We start from the raw sequence: 17,759 nt of genomic DNA, 5'->3' as shown, positions 1-17,759 counted from the left end.
GGGGCTGACAGAATGGCGGACACAAAAAAGGTCCGTTTCCGCTCGGCTGAGCGGAAACGGACCAGATTCCTCGGTGGGCGATACTGGGTTCGAACCAGTGACCTCTTCGGTGTGAACGAAGCGCGCTACCACTGCGCCAATCGCCCCGATGCCTTTGAATGCTAGCCGACCGGGCGGGGTTTATGGAAATCGAGACGGGACGCCGCTCGAATTACACGCCTGTAATTAGAAAAATCCCCTAGATTGCAGGGATCCAGGGGCATTGCAGCCGTTGAAGCACGTTCGATTTGGAGATTCCCTGAACCTCCTATAGAGTTCTTACTCGTTGGAACGCGAGGAAATGCCCGAAACGGCACGGATTCAGCGGCCCAAATGCGGACGTAGCTCAGCTGGTAGAGCACCACCTTGCCAAGGTGGATGTCGCGAGTTCGAATCTCGTCGTCCGCTCGCAGGACACTGTCACGGCTAAGGTTTTTCGGAATCGGAGCTTACACGGTGGGTTGGCCGAGAGGCGAGGCAGCGGCCTGCAAAGCCGTTCACACGGGTTCGAATCCCGTACCCACCTCGGTGAAAACCATGGATTCCGGTTCACGCCGGACGAAATGGGCGATTGGCGCAGCGGTAGCGCGCTTCCCTGACACGGAAGAGGTCACTGGTTCGATCCCAGTATCGCCCACCAAGCAAGGAAACTTGCTTCATGCAGTACGTCTGGCCACCGGCCAGGGTGTACTTCATACGCGGACGTAGCTCAGCTGGTAGAGCACCACCTTGCCAAGGTGGATGTCGCGAGTTCGAATCTCGTCGTCCGCTCTCTACCCCAGTAATAAATCCGAAATGGCCGGCCTTCCGGTTCCGGGCGATTGGCGCAGCGGTAGCGCGCTTCCCTGACACGGAAGAGGTCACTGGTTCGATCCCAGTATCGCCCACACACAGCAGCTCCCCGTGAGCTGCTTTTCTATTGCCCGGATACGCCGCACAGACTTTACAAAATTTGTCACAGCACCTTGGCACGCCCGGCAGACAGGGCTAGGATCGGTTGCGGAGGAGCGAACTGGCTCCGCGATTGAAGGGAGGTGCTCGTGGGACTGATTGACGATCTTAAGGGCAAGGCTCAGGGTCTCATCCGCGGCAACGAGCAGGCCATCAAGGACGGCATCACAAAAGCCGGCGATTTCGTCGACTCAAAGACCGGCGGCAAGTACACCGGTCACGTGGACAAAGTCCAGGAGGGCGCTTCCAAGCTCGTTGACAAGAACGACGGAACACCCGGCGTAGCGCCTGCCACCGAGCAGACTCCGCCAGTCAACCCGGTTCCGCCGGTTGACAAGGCTCCGTAACAAGGATTTGGCCAGGGCATTGCCCTAGCACGTCAAGGGGGCGCGGGTCCCGCCGGGAGGCGGCACCCGCGCCTTTGGCGTTTAACTGACGGTCCGGCTTCCCCGGCCGATGCCTAGGACGGCTCGTGGTTCTGGCCCTCGCGGGCGAGTGCAGTCAGGCGGGACACAGCACGGAAGTACTTCTTGGTGTACCCGCCGTGCATCATCTCGTCCGTGAAGAGCTTGTCGAAGGGGACGCCGCTGGCCAGGATGGGCACATCCTTGTCGTACAGGCGGTCCGCCAACACCACGAAGCGAAGCGCCACGGCCTGTTCGGTGATGGTCTCCACATTGCGCCACACAACGCCGTCGATGCCGTCGATGAGCTGCCGGTAGCGGCTCGGGTGGACACCGGCCAGGTGGCCGATCAGTGAACTGAATTCGTCCTCTGCCACGGTCTTGCCGTTGAACTCGGCCTTCATCTGTGCGGCGAGCTGGCTGTTCTTCAGCGGTGCCGGGGCGGCGGGCAGCCCACGGTGGCGGAAGTCCTCGCCGTCGATCCTGATGACGTCGAACTGGTCCGCCAGGACCTGGATTTCACGGGCAAAGTCGACTGCGGCAAAGCGGCCGTCGCCCAGCGAACCCGGCAGCGTGTTGGACGTGGCAGCCAGCTTGACGCCGGCGTCGGCCAGTTCACGCATCAAGCGGGACATCAGCACGGTGTCACCCGGATCATCCAGCTCAAATTCGTCGATGCATACGAGCTTGTAGTGGCTCAGTGCCTCAACAGTCTTGCGGAAGGAAAGGGCGCCCACGAGGTTGGTGTATTCCACAAACGTGCCGAAGGCCTTGGGACCCGGAGCGGCATGCCACAGCGAGGCCAGCAGGTGGGTTTTGCCGACGCCGAATCCTCCGTCGAGGTAGATCCCCGCCCTGGTAGCGACCTTCTTGGTGAAGAACTTCTTGAACAGGCCGTCGCCGTCGCCGGCTCCGACTCCCCCGGCGAATGCTTCCAGCGCCTTGACCGCCGCCGCCTGGGACGACTGGTTCGGGTCCGGCCGGTAGCTGGCAAAGGAGACCTGGCCGAACCGTGGGGACGGATAGAAACCCTTGAGGAGCTCATTCACCGAAACCGCCGGAGTGCGGGCGGCAAGCTGTTCGATCTGTACCAAGGTGGTCCGTTCTGCTGGTGGGTTGTCCCCAGAAAGAATACCGGCAAGGGCCCTGGCCTCCCCCGCGATGGCGCCGGCCAGGGCCCCGGCGTGACGAAAGCCATATTTCCCACTGTTAACAAGGAGGCGGACAGGGCGGCCGGCCATGGCTAGTGTGGGAGGCAGGTTTTCCTTCTACAGCATCCGCCGTGTGTCTCAGTGAAAGGCCATCACCATGTCCTACGCAGTTGAACAGAACGAGAAGTTCGCCGCCTACGCCAACCCGGAGCGTCTGGTGTCCACCGAATGGCTCGCAGCCGCCCTCCAAAGCGGCGCCTTGGCGGACGGAAAGCTGGTGGTGGTCGAGTCCGACGAGGACGTCCTCCTTTACGAGACCGGCCATATCCCCGGATCAGTCAAAATCGACTGGCACACGGACCTTAACGATGACGTGACCCGCGATTACGTGAACGGTGAGGCGTTTTCCGCCTTGGCCGCTGCCAAGGGCATCTCCCGCGACACCACTGTGGTCATCTACGGGGACAAGTCCAACTGGTGGGCCGCCTATGCGCTCTGGGTCTTTACCCTGTTCGGCCACGAGGATGTCCGGCTGCTCGACGGCGGCCGGGACAAGTGGATCGCCGAAGGCCGTGACCTGACCACGGAGCGGACCTCCCCGGCGCCCGGCGACTACCCGGTGGTGGAGCGCAACGACGCCCCCATCCGCGCGTTCAAGGAAGATGTGCTGGCACACTTCGGCAAGCCGCTCATTGACGTCCGCTCCCCCGAGGAATACACCGGCCAGCGGACCCACATGCCGGCCTACCCGGAGGAAGGCGCGCTCCGCGGCGGCCACATTCCCACGGCAGCATCCATTCCCTGGGCACGCGCCGCTGCGCCGGACGGAACGTACCGCAGCCGGGAAGAGCTCGAGGCACTCTACCTGGGCGAGGCCGGGCTGACCGCCGGCGATGACGTGGTGGCCTACTGCCGCATCGGCGAGCGTTCCAGCCACACCTGGTTCGCTCTCAAGTACCTGCTGGGCTTTGACACTGTCCGGAACTACGACGGCTCCTGGACCGAGTGGGGCAACGCCGTCCGGGTTCCCATCGCCAAGGGCACGGAACGCGGCACGGTCCCGGCGTAAACTGGAACAGATGAGTACACATGACCTGCCCGCCGCCTTGGCGGAAATCGTGAATGACTTCCAGGCCCTGACCGAACCCGATCGGCTTCAGCTGCTGCTTGAGTTCTCGCGCGAACTGCCGGAACTGCCGGACCGGCTGAAGGACCACCCCGAGCTCCTGGAGCAGGTGGTGGAATGCCAGTCGCCGCTGTTCCTGACGATTGAAACGGAAAAGAACGACGCCGGCCCGGCCGACGCCGTTCGGCTCTACTTCAAGGCGCCACCGGAAGCCCCCACCACGCGGGGTTTCGCCGGTGTGCTCCACGAGGGTCTCGACGGACTCAGCGCCGCTGAAATCCTGGCGGTGCCGGACGATATGCCGGAGCTGCTGGGCCTGACGCGGGCCATCACGCCACTGCGGATGCGTGGCATGACCGCCATGCTGGGACGGATCAAACGCAAGGTCGCCGCGACGTCCCGGCTTGCGTCCTGATCAGCTGACCTCCTGGCTCCGGATCGGAAACTGAACGCTTGGGACGCAAAAGTTCGTCAAACGGAACGCCGGCCACAGCCGCACTGGCTGCAGCCGGCGTTCCCTTTGTGCTGCATCCGTATGCCCACGATCCCTCAGCAGCCAGCTACGGCACGGAAGCCGCCGAAGCCCTAGGCATCGCTCCCGAAAAGGTCTTCAAAACCCTCATGGTCGAAGTGGAAGGCCGGCTGGCCGTGGGGGTTGTGCCGGTCAGCGGAAACCTTGACCTGAAGGCCTTCGCGGCCGCCCTTGGCGCCAAGAAGGCTTCGATGGCGGACCCCGCGGCTGCGGAACGCCGCACCGGCTACGTCCTCGGCGGGATCTCGCCGCTGGGCCAGCGCCAGACATCGCCCACGGTGGTGGACAGCAGCGCCCTCAATCTGGGGACGATGCTGGTTTCCGGTGGCAAACGCGGACTGGACGTTGAGCTTGCGCCAGCGGACCTTATCCGGCTGACGTCCGCCGTGACAGCCGCCATCGGCACGCACACACTTTAGCGGTTCTGCCCGGGGTTAAGCCGCGGAGCCAACTGGGGCCGCAGCCACGCCTTGATCAGGTTCTCCCAGCGCTCGGGATCGACATTCCATTCCTTCGTGTGCCTGGCGTGATTGAACGTTTCGAACGTGACCATGTCCGGATTCCGCTCCGCCAGAAGGGCGGAGGGTTCGTAGGGAACGTACTCGTCATCAACGCTGTGGATGATCAGGGTGGGCGTCCGGACCTCCACGGCGCGCGCCACCCAGTCCATGGCCTTGAGGTCCACGGGTGCGGCCAGTCCGGTGAGCCTGCGGCCCACGGGGTGGCCCAGCATCAGTTGCCCGTAGCGGCCAACGAGGGACGGAATGCGGTTGATCTGCGCATGGTGGGCCAGCACATTGACCCAGTTGATGACAGGCGCGTCCAGGACCATGGCCCGGATCAGGTGACGGTGGGGCGAGAGATCGGCCGTCTGCAGGCAGATGGCACCACCCATGGACCAGCCGAAGAGAACAATTTCCTCGGCGCCATTGGCCAGGGCAAACTCGATGGCGGCCTCTATGTCACGCCATTCCGTGGATCCCAGGCCGTACCGGCCGTCCTCGGCCGATGGCGCCAACCCGTCGTTCCGGTACGAGACAAGCAGGCTGGTGAGCCCCAGTTCGAGGGCGGGACCTACCGCCCGGAGGGCCTCCTGGCGGGTTGCCCCGCGGCCGTGAACCATGATTGCCCAGGTCCGGGACGTCCCGCCGGCCCGGACCAGCCATGCCGGTGCCGTGCCGCCGTCGACCTCAATCAGTACGTCCTCGGCCGCAAAGCCGGCCGTGGCGGGATCCGGGTAAAGCGCACCGCTCCACCATCCGCGGCGGGCCGTATCAAGATCGCCGGCATAGACGGCTTCCACTTCGCGCAGGACCGTGCCGTCCGCCGGCGAATAGGACACGATCCGCCCGATCCGGGCGTGCCCCTTCCCGCCGTCGAAAAACAACCCATAGACGCCCTCCACAGTGGTCTCCGGAGTGGCTGTCAGGATGACCTGGCGGCCGCCCCCTTCCCGGATCACGGCGAGGACTTCCTGGTCCGCCGTCCGCTGCCGGACGGGAGTAATCACACGCCGGGCAAAATAAAGCGCCAGCGCGGAGGAGCCTGTGGCCAGCAGGCCAGCAAGGGCCCCGCCGCCAATGACGCCGCCGAGCGCCCATTTGGCGCGCAGCGACATGCGGCCGTCGGCCTGGGTCGGAACTGCCGCCGTCAACGTGGAGGTGCGCGTGGAAGGTGCCATGGAACCATTCTTACTGCCGCAGACGGGTTGACCATATTCCGTCCGGCACGTGGCACCGAAATTCTGCCGGCCCCGGGGACGCCGCGCTCATGACACCGCGCGCACCGTGCGGCCCAAATGGATGCAGGCGCCGGTGCGCACGACTAGGCTGATGCCATGAGCGATCCAATCGTCATCCTGACCGAAGAACCCCTGGGCGCGGACGACCGCGTCAACATAGAACGCCTGGTGGACGGGCAGGACACTCCCCTTGTCCTACTGGTTCCAGGGAACACTGAACGGCATCTGCTGGTGGATTTCCTTGAGAATCTCTCCCTCCTGGACGTTGCTAAGGCGTTCCGCGAACTGACCGCCCACGCCCCGGACCCCACCGTTGAACGGGCCGAGGCTGCAGAGACGCTGGCCGTCTCGCTTGCCGCCTTGGAGGGGCTGGGCGCAGGGGTAACGGGCGAGGTAGTGGACGGCGGGGCCGTCAAAGGCCTCGTGGCCAAGGTCAAGGAACTCGGCGCAGCCCAGGCAGTGGTGATCACCCGTCCGCACGCAGTGGCGGATACGTTCCACACGGACTGGGCCAACAAAGCCCAGGACCAGTTGGGGCTCCCCGTACTCCACCTGTATGCCGGTTCGGGATTTATCGGCGACTCCTGAGCGTTGAGCTGACTATGAGCATCTTTGGTAAGAGCATCTTCGAGAACAAGGCCACGGATTCCGTCCCCGGTCCGGCCGCTGACGCCGTCGCTGCGGAACCCGCCTACCGGAAATCCGACGCCGAGTGGCGGCAGGAACTCACACCGGAGGAATACCACGTGCTGCGGCAGGCGGGTACGGAGCGCCCCTTCACCGGTGAGTACGTGGACACCCATACGGAGGGTGTCTACCAATGCCGTGCCTGTGGCACCGAGCTCTTCCGGAGCAACGAAAAATTCGACTCGCATTGTGGCTGGCCGTCCTTCTGGGCACCGCTCGCCGAAGGCACCGTCCGATACATCCACGACCGGACGCTCGGTATGAAGCGGGTGGAGGTACGGTGCGCGCACTGTGATTCACACCTGGGCCACGTATTTGAGGGTGAGGGCTACGGCACGCCCACGGACCAGCGCTTCTGCATCAATTCGGTGTCGCTGAAGCTGGTGCCGCGCGGCGCTGCCGGGGAAGAATCCACGGAGGCCTGAGTCCGCCAGCCGTGGCTCCGCCTATATCTGGCGGCGCCACGAGGTGCTTCGAGCCCGAGAGTCTCTTATGCTCAGGCTCTATTTGAGTTAGGGACTCTGGTTGCTTGCTACGCTCGCCGTAGATGCCCCAAGCAATGAGAAAGGCAGTCGCACCATGACCGTCACCGTGACCGTGGCCCCTACGAGGATCACCGCCGAAAATCCCGCCTGGCTCCGCCTCAGGAGCGCCGCCGAATCCCTGCAGGCACTGCAGGTCCAGGACGGCTCCGTGCCTGATGCCGGCCATCACGCCGAGGCAGCCCTGCAGGTTGCCGCCATCATGGAGTCGCTTGCCGAACTGGCACCGCTGTTCCCGCACGACGCGGCCTACCTTGACGCCGTCGTCGCTGATTTCCAGGCGTGGGCCACGGCTGGATTCGCCGTCCCGGACTTCCTCGCATCGCTGCTGGCGTTCCAGCCCCAGCTGCAGCGCCAGGACGGCCTGCAGCATGTTGTCATCTTCCCCATGTATACCCAGAACGGAAGCAGCAGCCGGCTCGTGGAGGCCGTACTGATCGAGGTCATCTGGCCCGATTTTGTGGCCGGCCTTGAGGCCGGGGACTATTCCAACAAGCTCTTTGTGCCCATCCGGTTCCTGGACTTCACCCACGGCTACAACACCAACTCGGCCGTGCTGTTCCCCGAAACCGTTGCTGTCCGTGCGACACCCACCTTCACCTGGGGCGCTATTTTCGCGGACCGTGAAGCTGCCCGGTTCCGCCGGGTCCTGCGCGCGGCCGCAGACATCACCTCCCTGGACCTGCCCGCAGGCGCCGCGGAACTCCTGGCCGACCAGGAGCTGACCGAGGCCACGTTTGTGATGTGGGACCTGATCCATGACCGGACCCACATGCGCGGCGACCTGCCCTTTGACCCGTTCATGATCAAGCAGCGGATGCCCTACTTCCTGTATTCGCTGGAAGAACTGCGCTGCGACCTCACAGCCTTCCGCGAATCCGTCCGGATCGAACAGGACGAAGACGCCGGGCCGGAAGCACGCCGGCACGCGAAACTGGTGCAGTACGCCATCATCTTCGACCGGATCTTCCGCTTCGCGATCACCGGCAACCGGGTGCGCAACTACGACGGGCTCGGCGGACAGCTGCTCTTCGCCTGGCTGCACCAGCACCACGTCCTGCACTGGACCGACAGCCGGCTCAGCATCGACTGGGACCACGTGGCGGACGCGGTGATCGCCCTCGGCGCCTCGATCGACGAGCTCTACTGGCGCTCCATTGACCGGCCGAAAATGGCCCATTGGCTTGCCGCGTACCAGCTGATCTCCGCCACACTCACGCCCAACCCCGCATCGGCCTGGGCCAAGGGCCCCGACGCGCTTCCCGTCGCCGGTCCGCCCCGCGGCCTCACCGACCAGGTGCTGGACGACGAATTTCCGCTGTCCATGTTCTACGAAGCCTTGGAGAAGAAAATGCGTCCAGTCATCGAATCCACCGCCGGCATCACCGGAGCGTCCGCGCTGTGAGCGAACCCGGCGCCCCGCGCGTTGCACCTGTTCCGGATAATGCCCTCGGGCTGAACGTCCTGGTCACCGGCGGCAGCAGTCCGTCCGGGATCGCGGTGGCCCGGGCGTTGTACCAGGCGGGGTTCCGGGTGTTCACGGTCGGCTCAGACAGGACGCGCATCCACGCTGCTGCGAGGCAGGCGGGCGACGGCGTCACTCCCCTGGTGTGCGACCTTGCGGATCTCGCCGACGTCCAGGCCCTCCGGAAGACCCTGACGGACACCGCCGGGACCATGGACGGCGTCATCCACCTCGTGGGCGGCTGGCGCGGCGCCAAAGGCATCACGGACCAGAGCGACGCCGACTGGGACTTCCTGGAGCGCGGCGCCATCACCACGCTCCGGAATGTCTCCCGGGTCTTTTACACCGACCTGGCCGCCGCCCGAACCGGAAGGTTTGCCATGGTGTCCTCCACCGCGGTGGACAAGCCCACGGCGGCGACGGCCAGCTATGTGGCGGCGAAGGCCGCCGCCGAGACCTGGACACTGGCGATGGCGGAGGGCCTGGCCCGCGAGGCTGCGGATGAGGGCACCGCCTTGCGCGGCGCCGCCGTCGTCCTGGTGGTGAAAGCGCTCGTGAGCGCGGAACTCCGGAAGGCGCACCCGGAACGGACCTTTGCCGGCGCCACCGACGTCGAGGACCTGGCCGCCGCCGTCGTCCGACTGTTCAGCCGCCCGGCAGCCGAACTGAACGGCCGGCGCCTGCCCCTGACCCCTGACCCCAAAATCCCCTGACTTCCTGGACCCTGACCGGCCGGACCCGACCTCCCTAGACTGAGAACGTGAGCAAAGCAATGACAACTACGGCAGATGCTGCCCCCCGGCTTGAAAACCCCGCCGCCCGGCTGCATGACGCGTCCATCCGCGGTTTCGCCTCGGACAACTACTCCGGTGTGCACCCCGAGGTCCTGGCCGCCCTCGCGGCGGCCAACGAAGGGCACCAGGTGTCCTACGGCGAGGATGACTACACGGCACGGCTGCAGGGGCTGATGGAGGATCACTTCGGCGCTGGCATCGAATGTTTCCCGGTGTTCAACGGCACGGGGGCCAACGTGCTGTCCCTGCAGTCGCTGCTCCCGCGCTGGGGTGCTGTGGTGTGCGCATCGACGGCGCACATCAACATGGACGAAAACGGCGCTCCGGAACGGATCGGCGGGATAAAACTCCTGCATGTCCCCACCCCGGACGGCAAGCTGACGCCGGAGCTGATTGACCGCGAGGCGTGGGGTTGGGGCGATGAGCACCGGGCGCAGCCGCTGGCAGTGTCCATCACGCAGACCACCGAGCTTGGCACCTGCTACACCCCGGATGAGGTCCGGGCTATTGCCGATCATGCCCACGCCAAGGGCATGAAACTCCACATGGACGGCGCGCGGCTGGCCAACGCCGCCGCGCACCTGGACGTGCCGCTGCGGGCTTTCACGCGCGACGCCGGCGTGGACATCCTCTCCTTCGGTGGCACCAAAAACGGGCTGCTGTACGGCGAAGTGGTGGTGGCCCTGAACCCCGAAGCGGCCCACGGCCTGAAGTTCCTGCGCAAGATGAACATGCAGCTGGCCTCGAAAATGCGCTTCCTGTCCGCCCAGTTCATCGCCCTGCTGGAAGGCGACCTGTGGCTCCGTTCTGCGTCGCACGCCAACGCCATGGCCGCCCGCCTCCGCGCCGCGGTGGACACGATCGAGGGCGTCGAGCCCACACAGAAGACGGAGTCCAACGGCGTGTTTGCCGTCCTGCCGGCCGGCATAGCTGACCGCCTGCGCGAGTCCTTCCGGTTCTACGACTGGGATGAAACCGCCCGCGAGGTCCGCTGGATGTGCTCCTTCGACACCAGCGAGGAGGACGTCGACGCCTTTGTGGCCGCGATCCGACGGGAACTTGCGGCCCACCACGCGGGCAAGGAAGCCGGATAGCATGGACCGGCCGACGGCGAGCCTGCACTGCCCGCCCCCTGCTGTTGCGTAATCTGCGAAGGTGAACGCACTAGCCCAGGTTCCCCCGGATTTTCTCCACGCCTTGGGAACCCTCCGGAAGGCCCAATGCCGAAGTGAACTGCGCCTGGCGGAAATTCCCGCCCCGGCGCGCCTGGCACCGTTCGCCGTGGCCCTCGGGGCCGAGGTCATGGCGCCCGGACCGGGCAGCGGCACAACACCGGTCCACGGGCCCGCCGCCATGGCCCTGGCGGCGGCCTCCGGCATCGAGGACGGCGACGACACCGAGCTGGCCACGGGCCGCTTCATCCTGCTGCACGACCCCGAAGGCTCAGCAGTCTGGGACGGCGAATTCCGGATCGTCACCTACATCCGGGCCCAGCTTGAGCCCGAAATGGGCAACGACGAAATGCTGGGCACCGTCGCCTGGACCTGGCTGGTCGAGGCGCTGGAGAACCACAAGGCCCCCTACCGGGCGGCCGGCGGGACCGCCACGCGCGTCCTGTCGGAGAGCTTTGGAACACTTTCCGACCGGCCCGGATCGATCGATATCGAGCTGCGCGCCTCCTGGACACCGGAGTCCTCGGACGTTACTGCCCATCTGGAGGCGTGGTCAGACATGGTCTGCACGTTCGCCGGCCTCCCTCCTCTGCCTGACGGCGTCACGGCCCTTCCACGCCGGCGCCGGAACTAGGACTGCCCCTTGTCGGTAAACTGAAGGCATCATGACCCCTCATATTCCGGAAAACACCACGGCCGGCGCTCCGGCTGCTGATACCACTCCCCACATCACGGTGGAAGGCTTCGACAGCCAGGTCCCCGTAGTCATTGACCTCGATGCACCGCGCGACGGCGTGCCACTGGTTATCGAAACGCAGTCCGGGCTGGAGCGGTGCGCGGCAGCCATCGCCGCCGGAACAGGGCCCGCAGGGGTTGATGCAGAACGGGCCTCAGGATTCCGGTACGGCCAGCGCGCGTTCCTCGTGCAGATCCGGCGCGAAGGCTCCGGTACCTGGCTGATCGACCCTGAACCGTTCGAGAACCTGTCCATCATCAACGATGCGCTCCAGGGCGTGGAATGGATCCTGCATGCAGCCAGCCAGGACCTGCCCTGCCTGCTGGAGCTGGGCATGTGGCCGGACAAGCTCTTTGATACGGAGCTCGCCGCACGGCTGGCCGGCCTGCCACGCGTTGGCCTGGCTGCCGTCATCGAACAGCTGCTCGGGTTTGGCCTGGCGAAGGAACATTCGGCTGCCGACTGGTCGACGCGGCCGCTGCCCGAGCCGTGGCTGCGCTACGCCGCCCTGGACGTGGAAGTCCTGACCGAGCTGCGCGAAGAACTCATCGAACTGCTGCAGGCCGACGGCAAGCTGGAATATGCCGAGCAGGAATTTGCCGCGATCCTTGCCGCCGGCGTCGCCCCTCCCCGGGTTGACCCCTGGCGCAAGACGTCGGGCCTGCACCAGATCCGTGACCGGCGCCAGCTGGCCGCTGTCCGCGAAATGTGGCTGGAGCGCGATTCCCTGGCGCAGAAACGCGATGTGGCGCCGGGACGGCTGATCCCAGATTCCGCCCTGGTGTCCGCCGCCAAGGCCATGCCGTCCACCGTTCCCCAGCTGCTCGGCACCAAGGGCTTCCATGGCCGTGCGGCTCAGCGCGAGGCACCCCGCTGGCTCCGGTGCATCGCAGCTGCCCGCGATCTTGAGGACCTTCCGCCGCTGCACCTGCCCACCAATGCACCGCCCCCGCCGCGGGTGTGGTCCGATCGGGACCCCGAGGCCGCCGCACGCCTGTCCACCGCCCGTCCGCTCCTGCAGGAGAAGGCGGAGGAACTGAACCTTCCCGTGGAGAACCTGCTGACGCCGGACTATCTGCGCCGCGTGGCGTGGCGTCCGCCGTCGGACATTACCGAAGTAGCGGTAGCCGCGGAGCTGCGCGTTCTCGGTGCCCGCGAATGGCAGATCGGCGTGGTGGCACCGCTTCTCACGGACGCGTTCCTCAATCCGCAACCGCTGCCGGCCAAGGAAACCAAGGCAACCGCAGCCACCGAATAAACGCCCCTCACCGAGCCTTGCACACTATGTTACTGACGAGTAACATAGTGAGCACTGCCGTCCCAGAACGCTGCCCTTTGGCCTCCGGACGGCGCCAACGTCTCGATGAGGAGTAAACGTGAGCCACCACGGAAGCAGCGGATCCCCGCGAACTGTCCGCGACGTCGTTTTTGTTGACGGCGTCCGCACACCCTTCGGCCGGGCCGGCGAGAAAGGCATCTACGCCGGAACCCGCGCCGATGACCTGATGGTGAAGTGCATCCGCGAACTTCTGCGCCGCAATCCCACGCTGCCCGCGGCCCGGATCGACGAAGTCGCAGTCGCAGCCACCACCCAGACCGGCGATCAGGGCCTGACGCTCGGCCGCACAGCCGCCCTCCTGGCAGGGCTCCCCCGAACCGTCCCCGGCTTCGCCATCGACCGCATGTGCGCCGGCGCCATGACCGCAGTCACCACAACGGCCAGCGGCATCGGTTTCGGCGCCTACGACGTCGTCATCGCCGGCGGCGTGGAGCACATGGGCAACCACCCGATGGGTTCCGGCGCCGACCCGAACCCGCGCTTTATGTCCGAGCGCCTGGTGGATCCCGCCGCCCTGAACATGGGCAACACTGCCGAAAACCTGCACGACCGTTTCCCCGCCATCACCAAGGCACGCACAGACGCCTACGCGGTTGCCTCGCAGGACAAACTCGAGGCCGCCTACGCCAAAGGCCAGATCCAGCCGGACCTCGTTCCGGTCGCTACCCTCAAGCCGGGTCAGGGCTGGACGGTGAACAGTGTTGATGAGCCGCCCCGCCCGGGAACCACGCTCGAGGACCTTGCGGCCCTCCGGACTCCCTTCCGCGCCCACGGCCGCGTGACGGCAGGCAACGCCGCCGGCCTAAACGACGGCGCCACCGCCGCCGTCCTGGCTTCCTCGGAAGCCGCCGCGGAACTGGGCCTGCCGGTCAAGATGCGGCTGGTCAGCTACGCCTACGCCGGCGTCGAACCGGAGGTCATGGGCATCGGCCCCGTGCCCGCCACCGAAAAGGCCCTGAAGAACGCCGGACTCAGCATTGAGGACATCGGACTTTTCGAGATCAACGAAGCATTTGCCGTGCAGGTCCTGAGTTTCCTGGACCACTTTGGAATTTCCGACGACGACCCCCGGGTGAACCGGTACGGCGGCGCCATCGCAGTGGGCCACCCCCTCGCGTCCTCCGGGGTCAGGCTGATGAACCAGCTCGCGCGGCAGTTCGAAGAAGATCCCTCGGTCCGGTACGGGATCACCACCATGTGCATAGGCTTGGGCATGGGCGCCACCGTCATCTGGGAAAACCCGCGTCACTCGAAATACACAGAGTATGGCGGCGCCGTAGCAGCAGTCGTCCACGAAGCAAACTCAGTAGCCACCACCGAAGGAGCCGCCGCATGAGCGCCGCCGATTTCACCAAGCTTGCCGAGCTCTTCCCCGACGAAACCGTGACCCACTCGTACGTCCAGGACATCAAGCTGCCTGCCGGACCCGGCCAGCAGAGCCCCGGAGTTTTTGCGCTGATCACCCTGGACAACGGCCTGGACCATTCCAAACCCACCACGCTGGGCCCCAATACCCTGGTGGAACTTGGCACGGTCCTGGAGGGCCTGAAGGAGCGTGCGGCCCGCGGCGAGATCGTGGGTGTGGGCGTGACCGGCAAACCGTACTTCCTCGTGGCCGGCGCCGACCTGTCCGCAGTGAAGTCGCTGGAGAACCGGGATCATGGCCTGTGGATGGCGCAACTTGGGCATGACGTTTATGCCACGCTGGCCAACCTCGGCGTTCCCAGCTTCGCGTTCATCAACGGCGTTGCCCTTGGCGGCGGCCTGGAGATCGCCCTGCAGTCCACCTACCGCACGGTGTCCACCGGCGCCGGCGCGCTGGCGCTTCCCGAGGCCTTCATCGGCCTGGTCCCCGGCTGGGGCGGCGTCTACATCCTGCCGCGCCTGATTGGACCCGAGAACGCAGTCAAGGTGATGATCGAGAACCCGCTCAGCAACAACCGGACGCTCAATGGGCCGCAGGCCTTCCAGCTCGGTATCGCCGACGCCCTGTTCGAACCGGCAGACTTCCTGGAACAGTCCCTCGCCTGGGCGGCCACCGTCATCACTGGCGAGGTGGTCCCGGCACGGGCCAACGCCGTGGATCCCGCTGATCCCGCCGTTGCCGGGCGCTGGTCTGCAGCCGTTGCCGCCGGCCGGTTGTTCGTGGAGTCCAAGACGTCCAATGCCTCGCCTGCGCCCGCTATGGTCCTGGACATCCTCGACGCCAACCGGACCATGTCCCAGGCCGAATCGGCTGCCCTCGAGTGTGAAACCCTCGCCGGTCTGATGCAGACAGACGAGTTCCGCGCCACGGTCTACGCGTTCCTGGATTTGGTCCAGAAACGTTCCAAGCGGCCTGCCGGCGCACCGGACCGTAAGCTCGCCCGTCCGGTCACCAAGATCGGCGTCGTGGGGGCAGGCCTCATGGCCAGCCAGCTGGCCCTTTTGTTCGCGCGCCAGCTCAAGGTCCCCGTGGTGATGACGGACATCGACCAGACCCGTGTGGACAAGGGCGTGGGCTACGTCCATACCGAGGTGGACAAGCTCCTCGGTAAGAAACGGATCAGCCAGGACGCAGCCAACCGCACCAAGGCACTGGTCACGGGATCGGTCTCCAAGGAGGCGTTCGCGGACGCGGACTTTGTCATCGAGGCTGTCTTCGAAGAGCTGAACATCAAGAAGCAGGTCTTCGCCGAGGTGGAGGCAATCGTCTCGCCGGACTGCATCCTCGCCACCAACACGTCCTCGCTGTCCGTCACGGCCATGGCCGAAGACCTCGCGCACCCGGAACGGCTGGTTGGCTTCCACTTCTTCAACCCGGTGGCCGTGATGCCGCTGCTCGAAATCGTGCGGGCACCCAAGACCGACGACGCCGTGCTGGCCACCGCTTTTGAGCTGTCCAAGGGCCTGAAGAAGACCGCGGTGCTGGTCAAGGATGCGCCGGCCTTTGTGGTCAACAGGATCCTGCTGCGGCTGATGGGCGAAGTGACGGCCGCGTTCGACGAAGGCACCCCTGCCGACGTCGCCGACACGTCGCTGCGTCCCATGGGTCTGCCGATGACGCCGTTCACGCTGGGTGCCATGGTGGGCCTGCCGGTTGCCCAGCATGTCCAGGAGTCCCTCCACGCCGCCTTCGGAGACCGTTTCGCCGTGTCCACGAACCTGCAGAAACTGATCGAGAACGGCGTGAAATCGCTCTGGGCCCCGGCGGCCGACGGCTCCCAGGAGATCCCGGAGTCCACCCTGTCGCTGATGTCCTTCGGCACGTCACCGTCCACCGGGGACGACGTGCTGCGCCGTGTGCAGGACGCCCTCGCCGAGGAGATCGGGCTGATGCTGGATGAGGGCGTAGTGGCCGGCCCTGAAGACATCGACCTCTGCATGATCCTCGGCGCTGGCTGGCCGATGTTCCTGGGCGGCATCACGCCGTACCTGGACCGTGTTGGCGCCTCCGAACGGGTCAACGGCAGGCGCTTCCTGGCACCCGGCGTGGCATCGGGCCGGACGGGTCAGTCCTCCGAATCAGTCAGCCCGGAATCGGTCAGCCCGGATGCAGCCACCCCGGAATCAGTCCGCGGGTAGCAGGCGGCCGTCCTCGATGCGCACCAGCCGGTGCGCGATGGACCGGGCGTAGTCCAGGTCGTGGGTGACCAGCACGACGGCGGTGCCCTCCGCCGTCGTGCTGCGCACCACCCGGTCCAGCGCGGCCAGCCCATGGCCGTCCAGGGAAACGGTCGGTTCGTCCAGTGCAAGGACTGAGGGACGCCGGGCAAGCACTGTGGCCAGTGCCAGAAGCCGCTGCTGGGACGCGGGCAGTTCGGCCGGGTGCTGCCCGGCAAGGTGCTCCAGGCCAACGGCGGCGAGGGCCTGCTGCACCGCCTCGTCAGCCGCCGGCTGCCCACGCTCGAGTCCGAAGCGGACTTCCCGTTCCACGGTCCGCTCAAACAGCTGGTCCCTGGGCTGCTGGAAGAGGAGCCCGACGTCGGCGGCCACGCGCCCCGCGGGCTGTCCACCGATGTGCCGTCCCCTGACCAGTACGCTGCCTGCCGTTGGCTGGAGCAAGCCGTTGAGGTGCCTCAGGAGCGTGGACTTTCCGGCGCCGTTGGGACCTGCCACGGCCAGGATCTCGCCCGCGCTGACGGCCAGGCTCAGTCCGTGCAGGACCGGGTCAGCAGGCGGGCCCGGTTGTGCCCTGAACCAGCCTCCGCGCCGCGTCGCCCGGTATGTGAACGAGACGTCCCGCAGCTCCAAAGCCGGCGGGCCGTCGACGACGGATTCATGGCCTGCACCTGCGAGCGGCCGGAGCCCTGTGTGCGGGCGGGGGCTAACCACGCCCGCGAGTTCCAGCGCGCCGGCAGCCAGGATTTCTGCCGGCGAGCCAGCCGCGGCCACGGTACCGCCGGCAAGGACCAGCCACGTATCGGCGTTGTGCAGGAAGGCGTCGGCCCGCTGGCTCAGGATCACGACGGCGGTGCCGTCCTGGACGAGGTTCCGCACCAGGGCAGCGAGGTCTTCGGCTCCGTCCGTGTCGAGGGAGGCGAAGGGTTCGTCCATGATGAGAACCGCGGGGCGGGAAATGACCGCGCAGCCGATGGCCAGGCGGCGCAGCTGGCCGCCGGAAAGCGTGGCAGGATCCCGGTCCAGCAGCCGGGTCAGGCCGGTCAGTGCTGCCGTGTGCCGGACGGCGCCGGCCATCGTCTCACGGTCAGTCCCCGCGTTTTCCAGCCCGAAGGCCAGCTCCTCGGCCACCGTGGCACGGATAGTGGACAAGGCGGCCGCTGGATCCTGCGGCACAAAGCCCACCTGGCGGCCCCAGCTCCCTGGATCGATCCGCGGATCGGCGGCTGTTCCGGTGAACCAAAGGCACGTGCCGGCAAGCTCGAGAAAACCCGTGAGTGTCCCGCCGTCGCCGGGCAGCAACCAGCCGGCGAGCAGCCGTCCCAGTGTTGACTTGCCGCTGCCGGATCCGCCGAGCACGGCAGTCAGCGATCCCGCGGCGAAAGACACGTCAAGTCCCGCCAGAACCAGTTCCTGCTCGCCGGGGAAAACGAATTCTTCGATGCCCGCGGCCAGCGCCGGCGGTGGGGTCTGCACCATT

16 protein-coding genes and 6 tRNA genes are annotated in these 17,759 nt (G+C 66.2%); 18 read left to right on the top strand and 4 right to left on the bottom strand.

Annotated features, from left to right (window positions below):
* Positions 1-74: 74 nt before the first annotated feature.
* Positions 75-146: transfer RNA gene (locus tag NIBR502772_RS10795), tRNA-Val, on the bottom strand.
* 228 nt (positions 147-374) lie between these two features.
* On the opposite strand from NIBR502772_RS10795, the gene NIBR502772_RS10790 reads away from it, so the two are divergent.
* The 6 genes from NIBR502772_RS10790 to NIBR502772_RS10765 all read left to right on the top strand — a co-directional run bounded on the left by NIBR502772_RS10790 (position 375) and on the right by NIBR502772_RS10765 (position 1,337).
* Positions 375-447, top strand: a tRNA-Gly gene (locus NIBR502772_RS10790).
* A 47-nt stretch (positions 448-494) separates the two neighbouring features.
* Positions 495-565, top strand: a tRNA-Cys gene (locus tag NIBR502772_RS10785).
* Positions 566-604: 39 nt separating this feature from the next.
* Positions 605-679, top strand: a tRNA-Val gene (locus NIBR502772_RS10780).
* Between the two features lie 58 nt (positions 680-737).
* A tRNA-Gly gene (locus NIBR502772_RS10775) sits at positions 738-810 on the top strand.
* A gap of 44 nt (positions 811-854) precedes the next feature.
* A tRNA-Val gene (locus NIBR502772_RS10770) sits at positions 855-926 on the top strand.
* A 153-nt stretch (positions 927-1,079) separates the two neighbouring features.
* Complete coding sequence (locus tag NIBR502772_RS10765; RefSeq protein WP_141140172.1) at positions 1,080-1,337, top strand: antitoxin; 258 nt, start codon at positions 1,080-1,082, stop codon at positions 1,335-1,337.
* Between the two features lie 113 nt (positions 1,338-1,450).
* Here NIBR502772_RS10765 and zapE read toward each other — a convergent pair whose 3' ends face one another.
* Positions 1,451-2,488 (bottom strand): cell division protein ZapE, encoded by a 1,038-nt coding sequence (zapE, locus tag NIBR502772_RS10760; protein WP_141140171.1) that lies wholly within the window; start codon positions 2,486-2,488, stop codon positions 1,451-1,453.
* A gap of 214 nt (positions 2,489-2,702) precedes the next feature.
* Here zapE and NIBR502772_RS10755 point away from each other — a divergent pair, with 214 nt between their 5' ends.
* From NIBR502772_RS10755 to ybaK, 3 genes are read left to right on the top strand one after another with little or no spacing between them, the layout of a single operon-like run.
* Positions 2,703-3,614: a sulfurtransferase gene (locus tag NIBR502772_RS10755; RefSeq protein WP_141140170.1), complete on the top strand. Its 912-nt coding sequence runs from the start codon at positions 2,703-2,705 to the stop codon at positions 3,612-3,614.
* A gap of 10 nt (positions 3,615-3,624) precedes the next feature.
* Entirely contained in the window at positions 3,625-4,086 is a 462-nt protein-coding gene (locus NIBR502772_RS10750) for a SufE family protein (protein ID WP_141140169.1), read from the top strand.
* Positions 4,087-4,124: 38 nt separating this feature from the next.
* The gene (gene ybaK / locus NIBR502772_RS10745; RefSeq protein ID WP_141140168.1) at positions 4,125-4,622 is read left to right on the top strand and encodes a Cys-tRNA(Pro) deacylase; all 498 of its coding nucleotides are present in this window, start codon (positions 4,125-4,127) and stop codon (positions 4,620-4,622) included.
* On the opposite strand, the gene NIBR502772_RS10740 is transcribed toward ybaK, so the two are convergent.
* Positions 4,619-5,821, bottom strand: a complete 1,203-nt coding sequence (locus tag NIBR502772_RS10740; protein ID WP_141142031.1) for a S9 family peptidase — start codon at positions 5,819-5,821, stop codon at positions 4,619-4,621. The two genes, ybaK and NIBR502772_RS10740, sit on opposite strands and share 4 nt — an antisense overlap.
* 219 nt (positions 5,822-6,040) lie before the next feature.
* On the opposite strand from NIBR502772_RS10740, the gene NIBR502772_RS10735 reads away from it, so the two are divergent.
* The 9 genes from NIBR502772_RS10735 (at position 6,041) to NIBR502772_RS10695 (ending at position 16,243) form a co-directional block, all read left to right on the top strand.
* A complete protein-coding gene (locus NIBR502772_RS10735) occupies positions 6,041-6,532 on the top strand; it encodes a hypothetical protein (RefSeq protein ID WP_104061985.1) in 492 nt (163 codons plus the stop codon).
* A gap of 14 nt (positions 6,533-6,546) precedes the next feature.
* The gene (msrB, locus tag NIBR502772_RS10730) at positions 6,547-7,056 is read left to right on the top strand and encodes a peptide-methionine (R)-S-oxide reductase MsrB (RefSeq protein WP_141140167.1); all 510 of its coding nucleotides are present in this window, start codon (positions 6,547-6,549) and stop codon (positions 7,054-7,056) included.
* Between the two features lie 154 nt (positions 7,057-7,210).
* Positions 7,211-8,578 (top strand): DUF6421 family protein, encoded by a 1,368-nt coding sequence (locus NIBR502772_RS10725; protein WP_141140166.1) that lies wholly within the window; start codon positions 7,211-7,213, stop codon positions 8,576-8,578.
* Positions 8,575-9,351: an SDR family oxidoreductase gene (locus tag NIBR502772_RS10720; RefSeq protein WP_246848758.1), complete on the top strand. Its 777-nt coding sequence runs from the start codon at positions 8,575-8,577 to the stop codon at positions 9,349-9,351. Before NIBR502772_RS10725 ends, NIBR502772_RS10720 begins: the two co-directional genes overlap by 4 nt.
* Positions 9,352-9,410: 59 nt before the next feature.
* Positions 9,411-10,526 carry a low specificity L-threonine aldolase gene (locus tag NIBR502772_RS10715; protein ID WP_141142029.1) on the top strand — a complete coding sequence of 372 codons (1,116 nt, stop codon included), beginning with the start codon at positions 9,411-9,413 and terminating at the stop codon, positions 10,524-10,526.
* A gap of 61 nt (positions 10,527-10,587) precedes the next feature.
* Positions 10,588-11,238 (top strand): DUF3000 domain-containing protein, encoded by a 651-nt coding sequence (locus NIBR502772_RS10710; protein ID WP_141140165.1) that lies wholly within the window; start codon positions 10,588-10,590, stop codon positions 11,236-11,238.
* Between the two features lie 31 nt (positions 11,239-11,269).
* Positions 11,270-12,598, top strand: a complete 1,329-nt coding sequence (locus NIBR502772_RS10705) for an HRDC domain-containing protein (protein ID WP_141140164.1) — start codon at positions 11,270-11,272, stop codon at positions 12,596-12,598.
* Between the two features lie 118 nt (positions 12,599-12,716).
* Complete coding sequence (locus NIBR502772_RS10700) at positions 12,717-14,015, top strand: thiolase family protein (protein WP_246848757.1); 1,299 nt, start codon at positions 12,717-12,719, stop codon at positions 14,013-14,015.
* Complete coding sequence (locus NIBR502772_RS10695; RefSeq protein ID WP_246848756.1) at positions 14,012-16,243, top strand: 3-hydroxyacyl-CoA dehydrogenase NAD-binding domain-containing protein; 2,232 nt, start codon at positions 14,012-14,014, stop codon at positions 16,241-16,243. The genes NIBR502772_RS10700 and NIBR502772_RS10695 overlap by 4 nt, the downstream gene beginning before the upstream one ends.
* Here the strand turns inward: NIBR502772_RS10695 and NIBR502772_RS10690 are convergent.
* Positions 16,229-17,758, bottom strand: a complete 1,530-nt coding sequence (locus NIBR502772_RS10690) for an ABC transporter ATP-binding protein (protein ID WP_141140163.1) — start codon at positions 17,756-17,758, stop codon at positions 16,229-16,231. The two genes, NIBR502772_RS10695 and NIBR502772_RS10690, sit on opposite strands and share 15 nt — an antisense overlap.
* Between the last annotated feature and the right edge of the window lies 1 nt (position 17,759).

Source organism: Pseudarthrobacter sp. NIBRBAC000502772, from assembly GCF_006517235.1.
Classification (GTDB): Bacteria; Actinomycetota; Actinomycetes; order Actinomycetales; family Micrococcaceae; genus Arthrobacter.
This window is presented reverse-complemented; position numbering and strand designations above follow the sequence as displayed.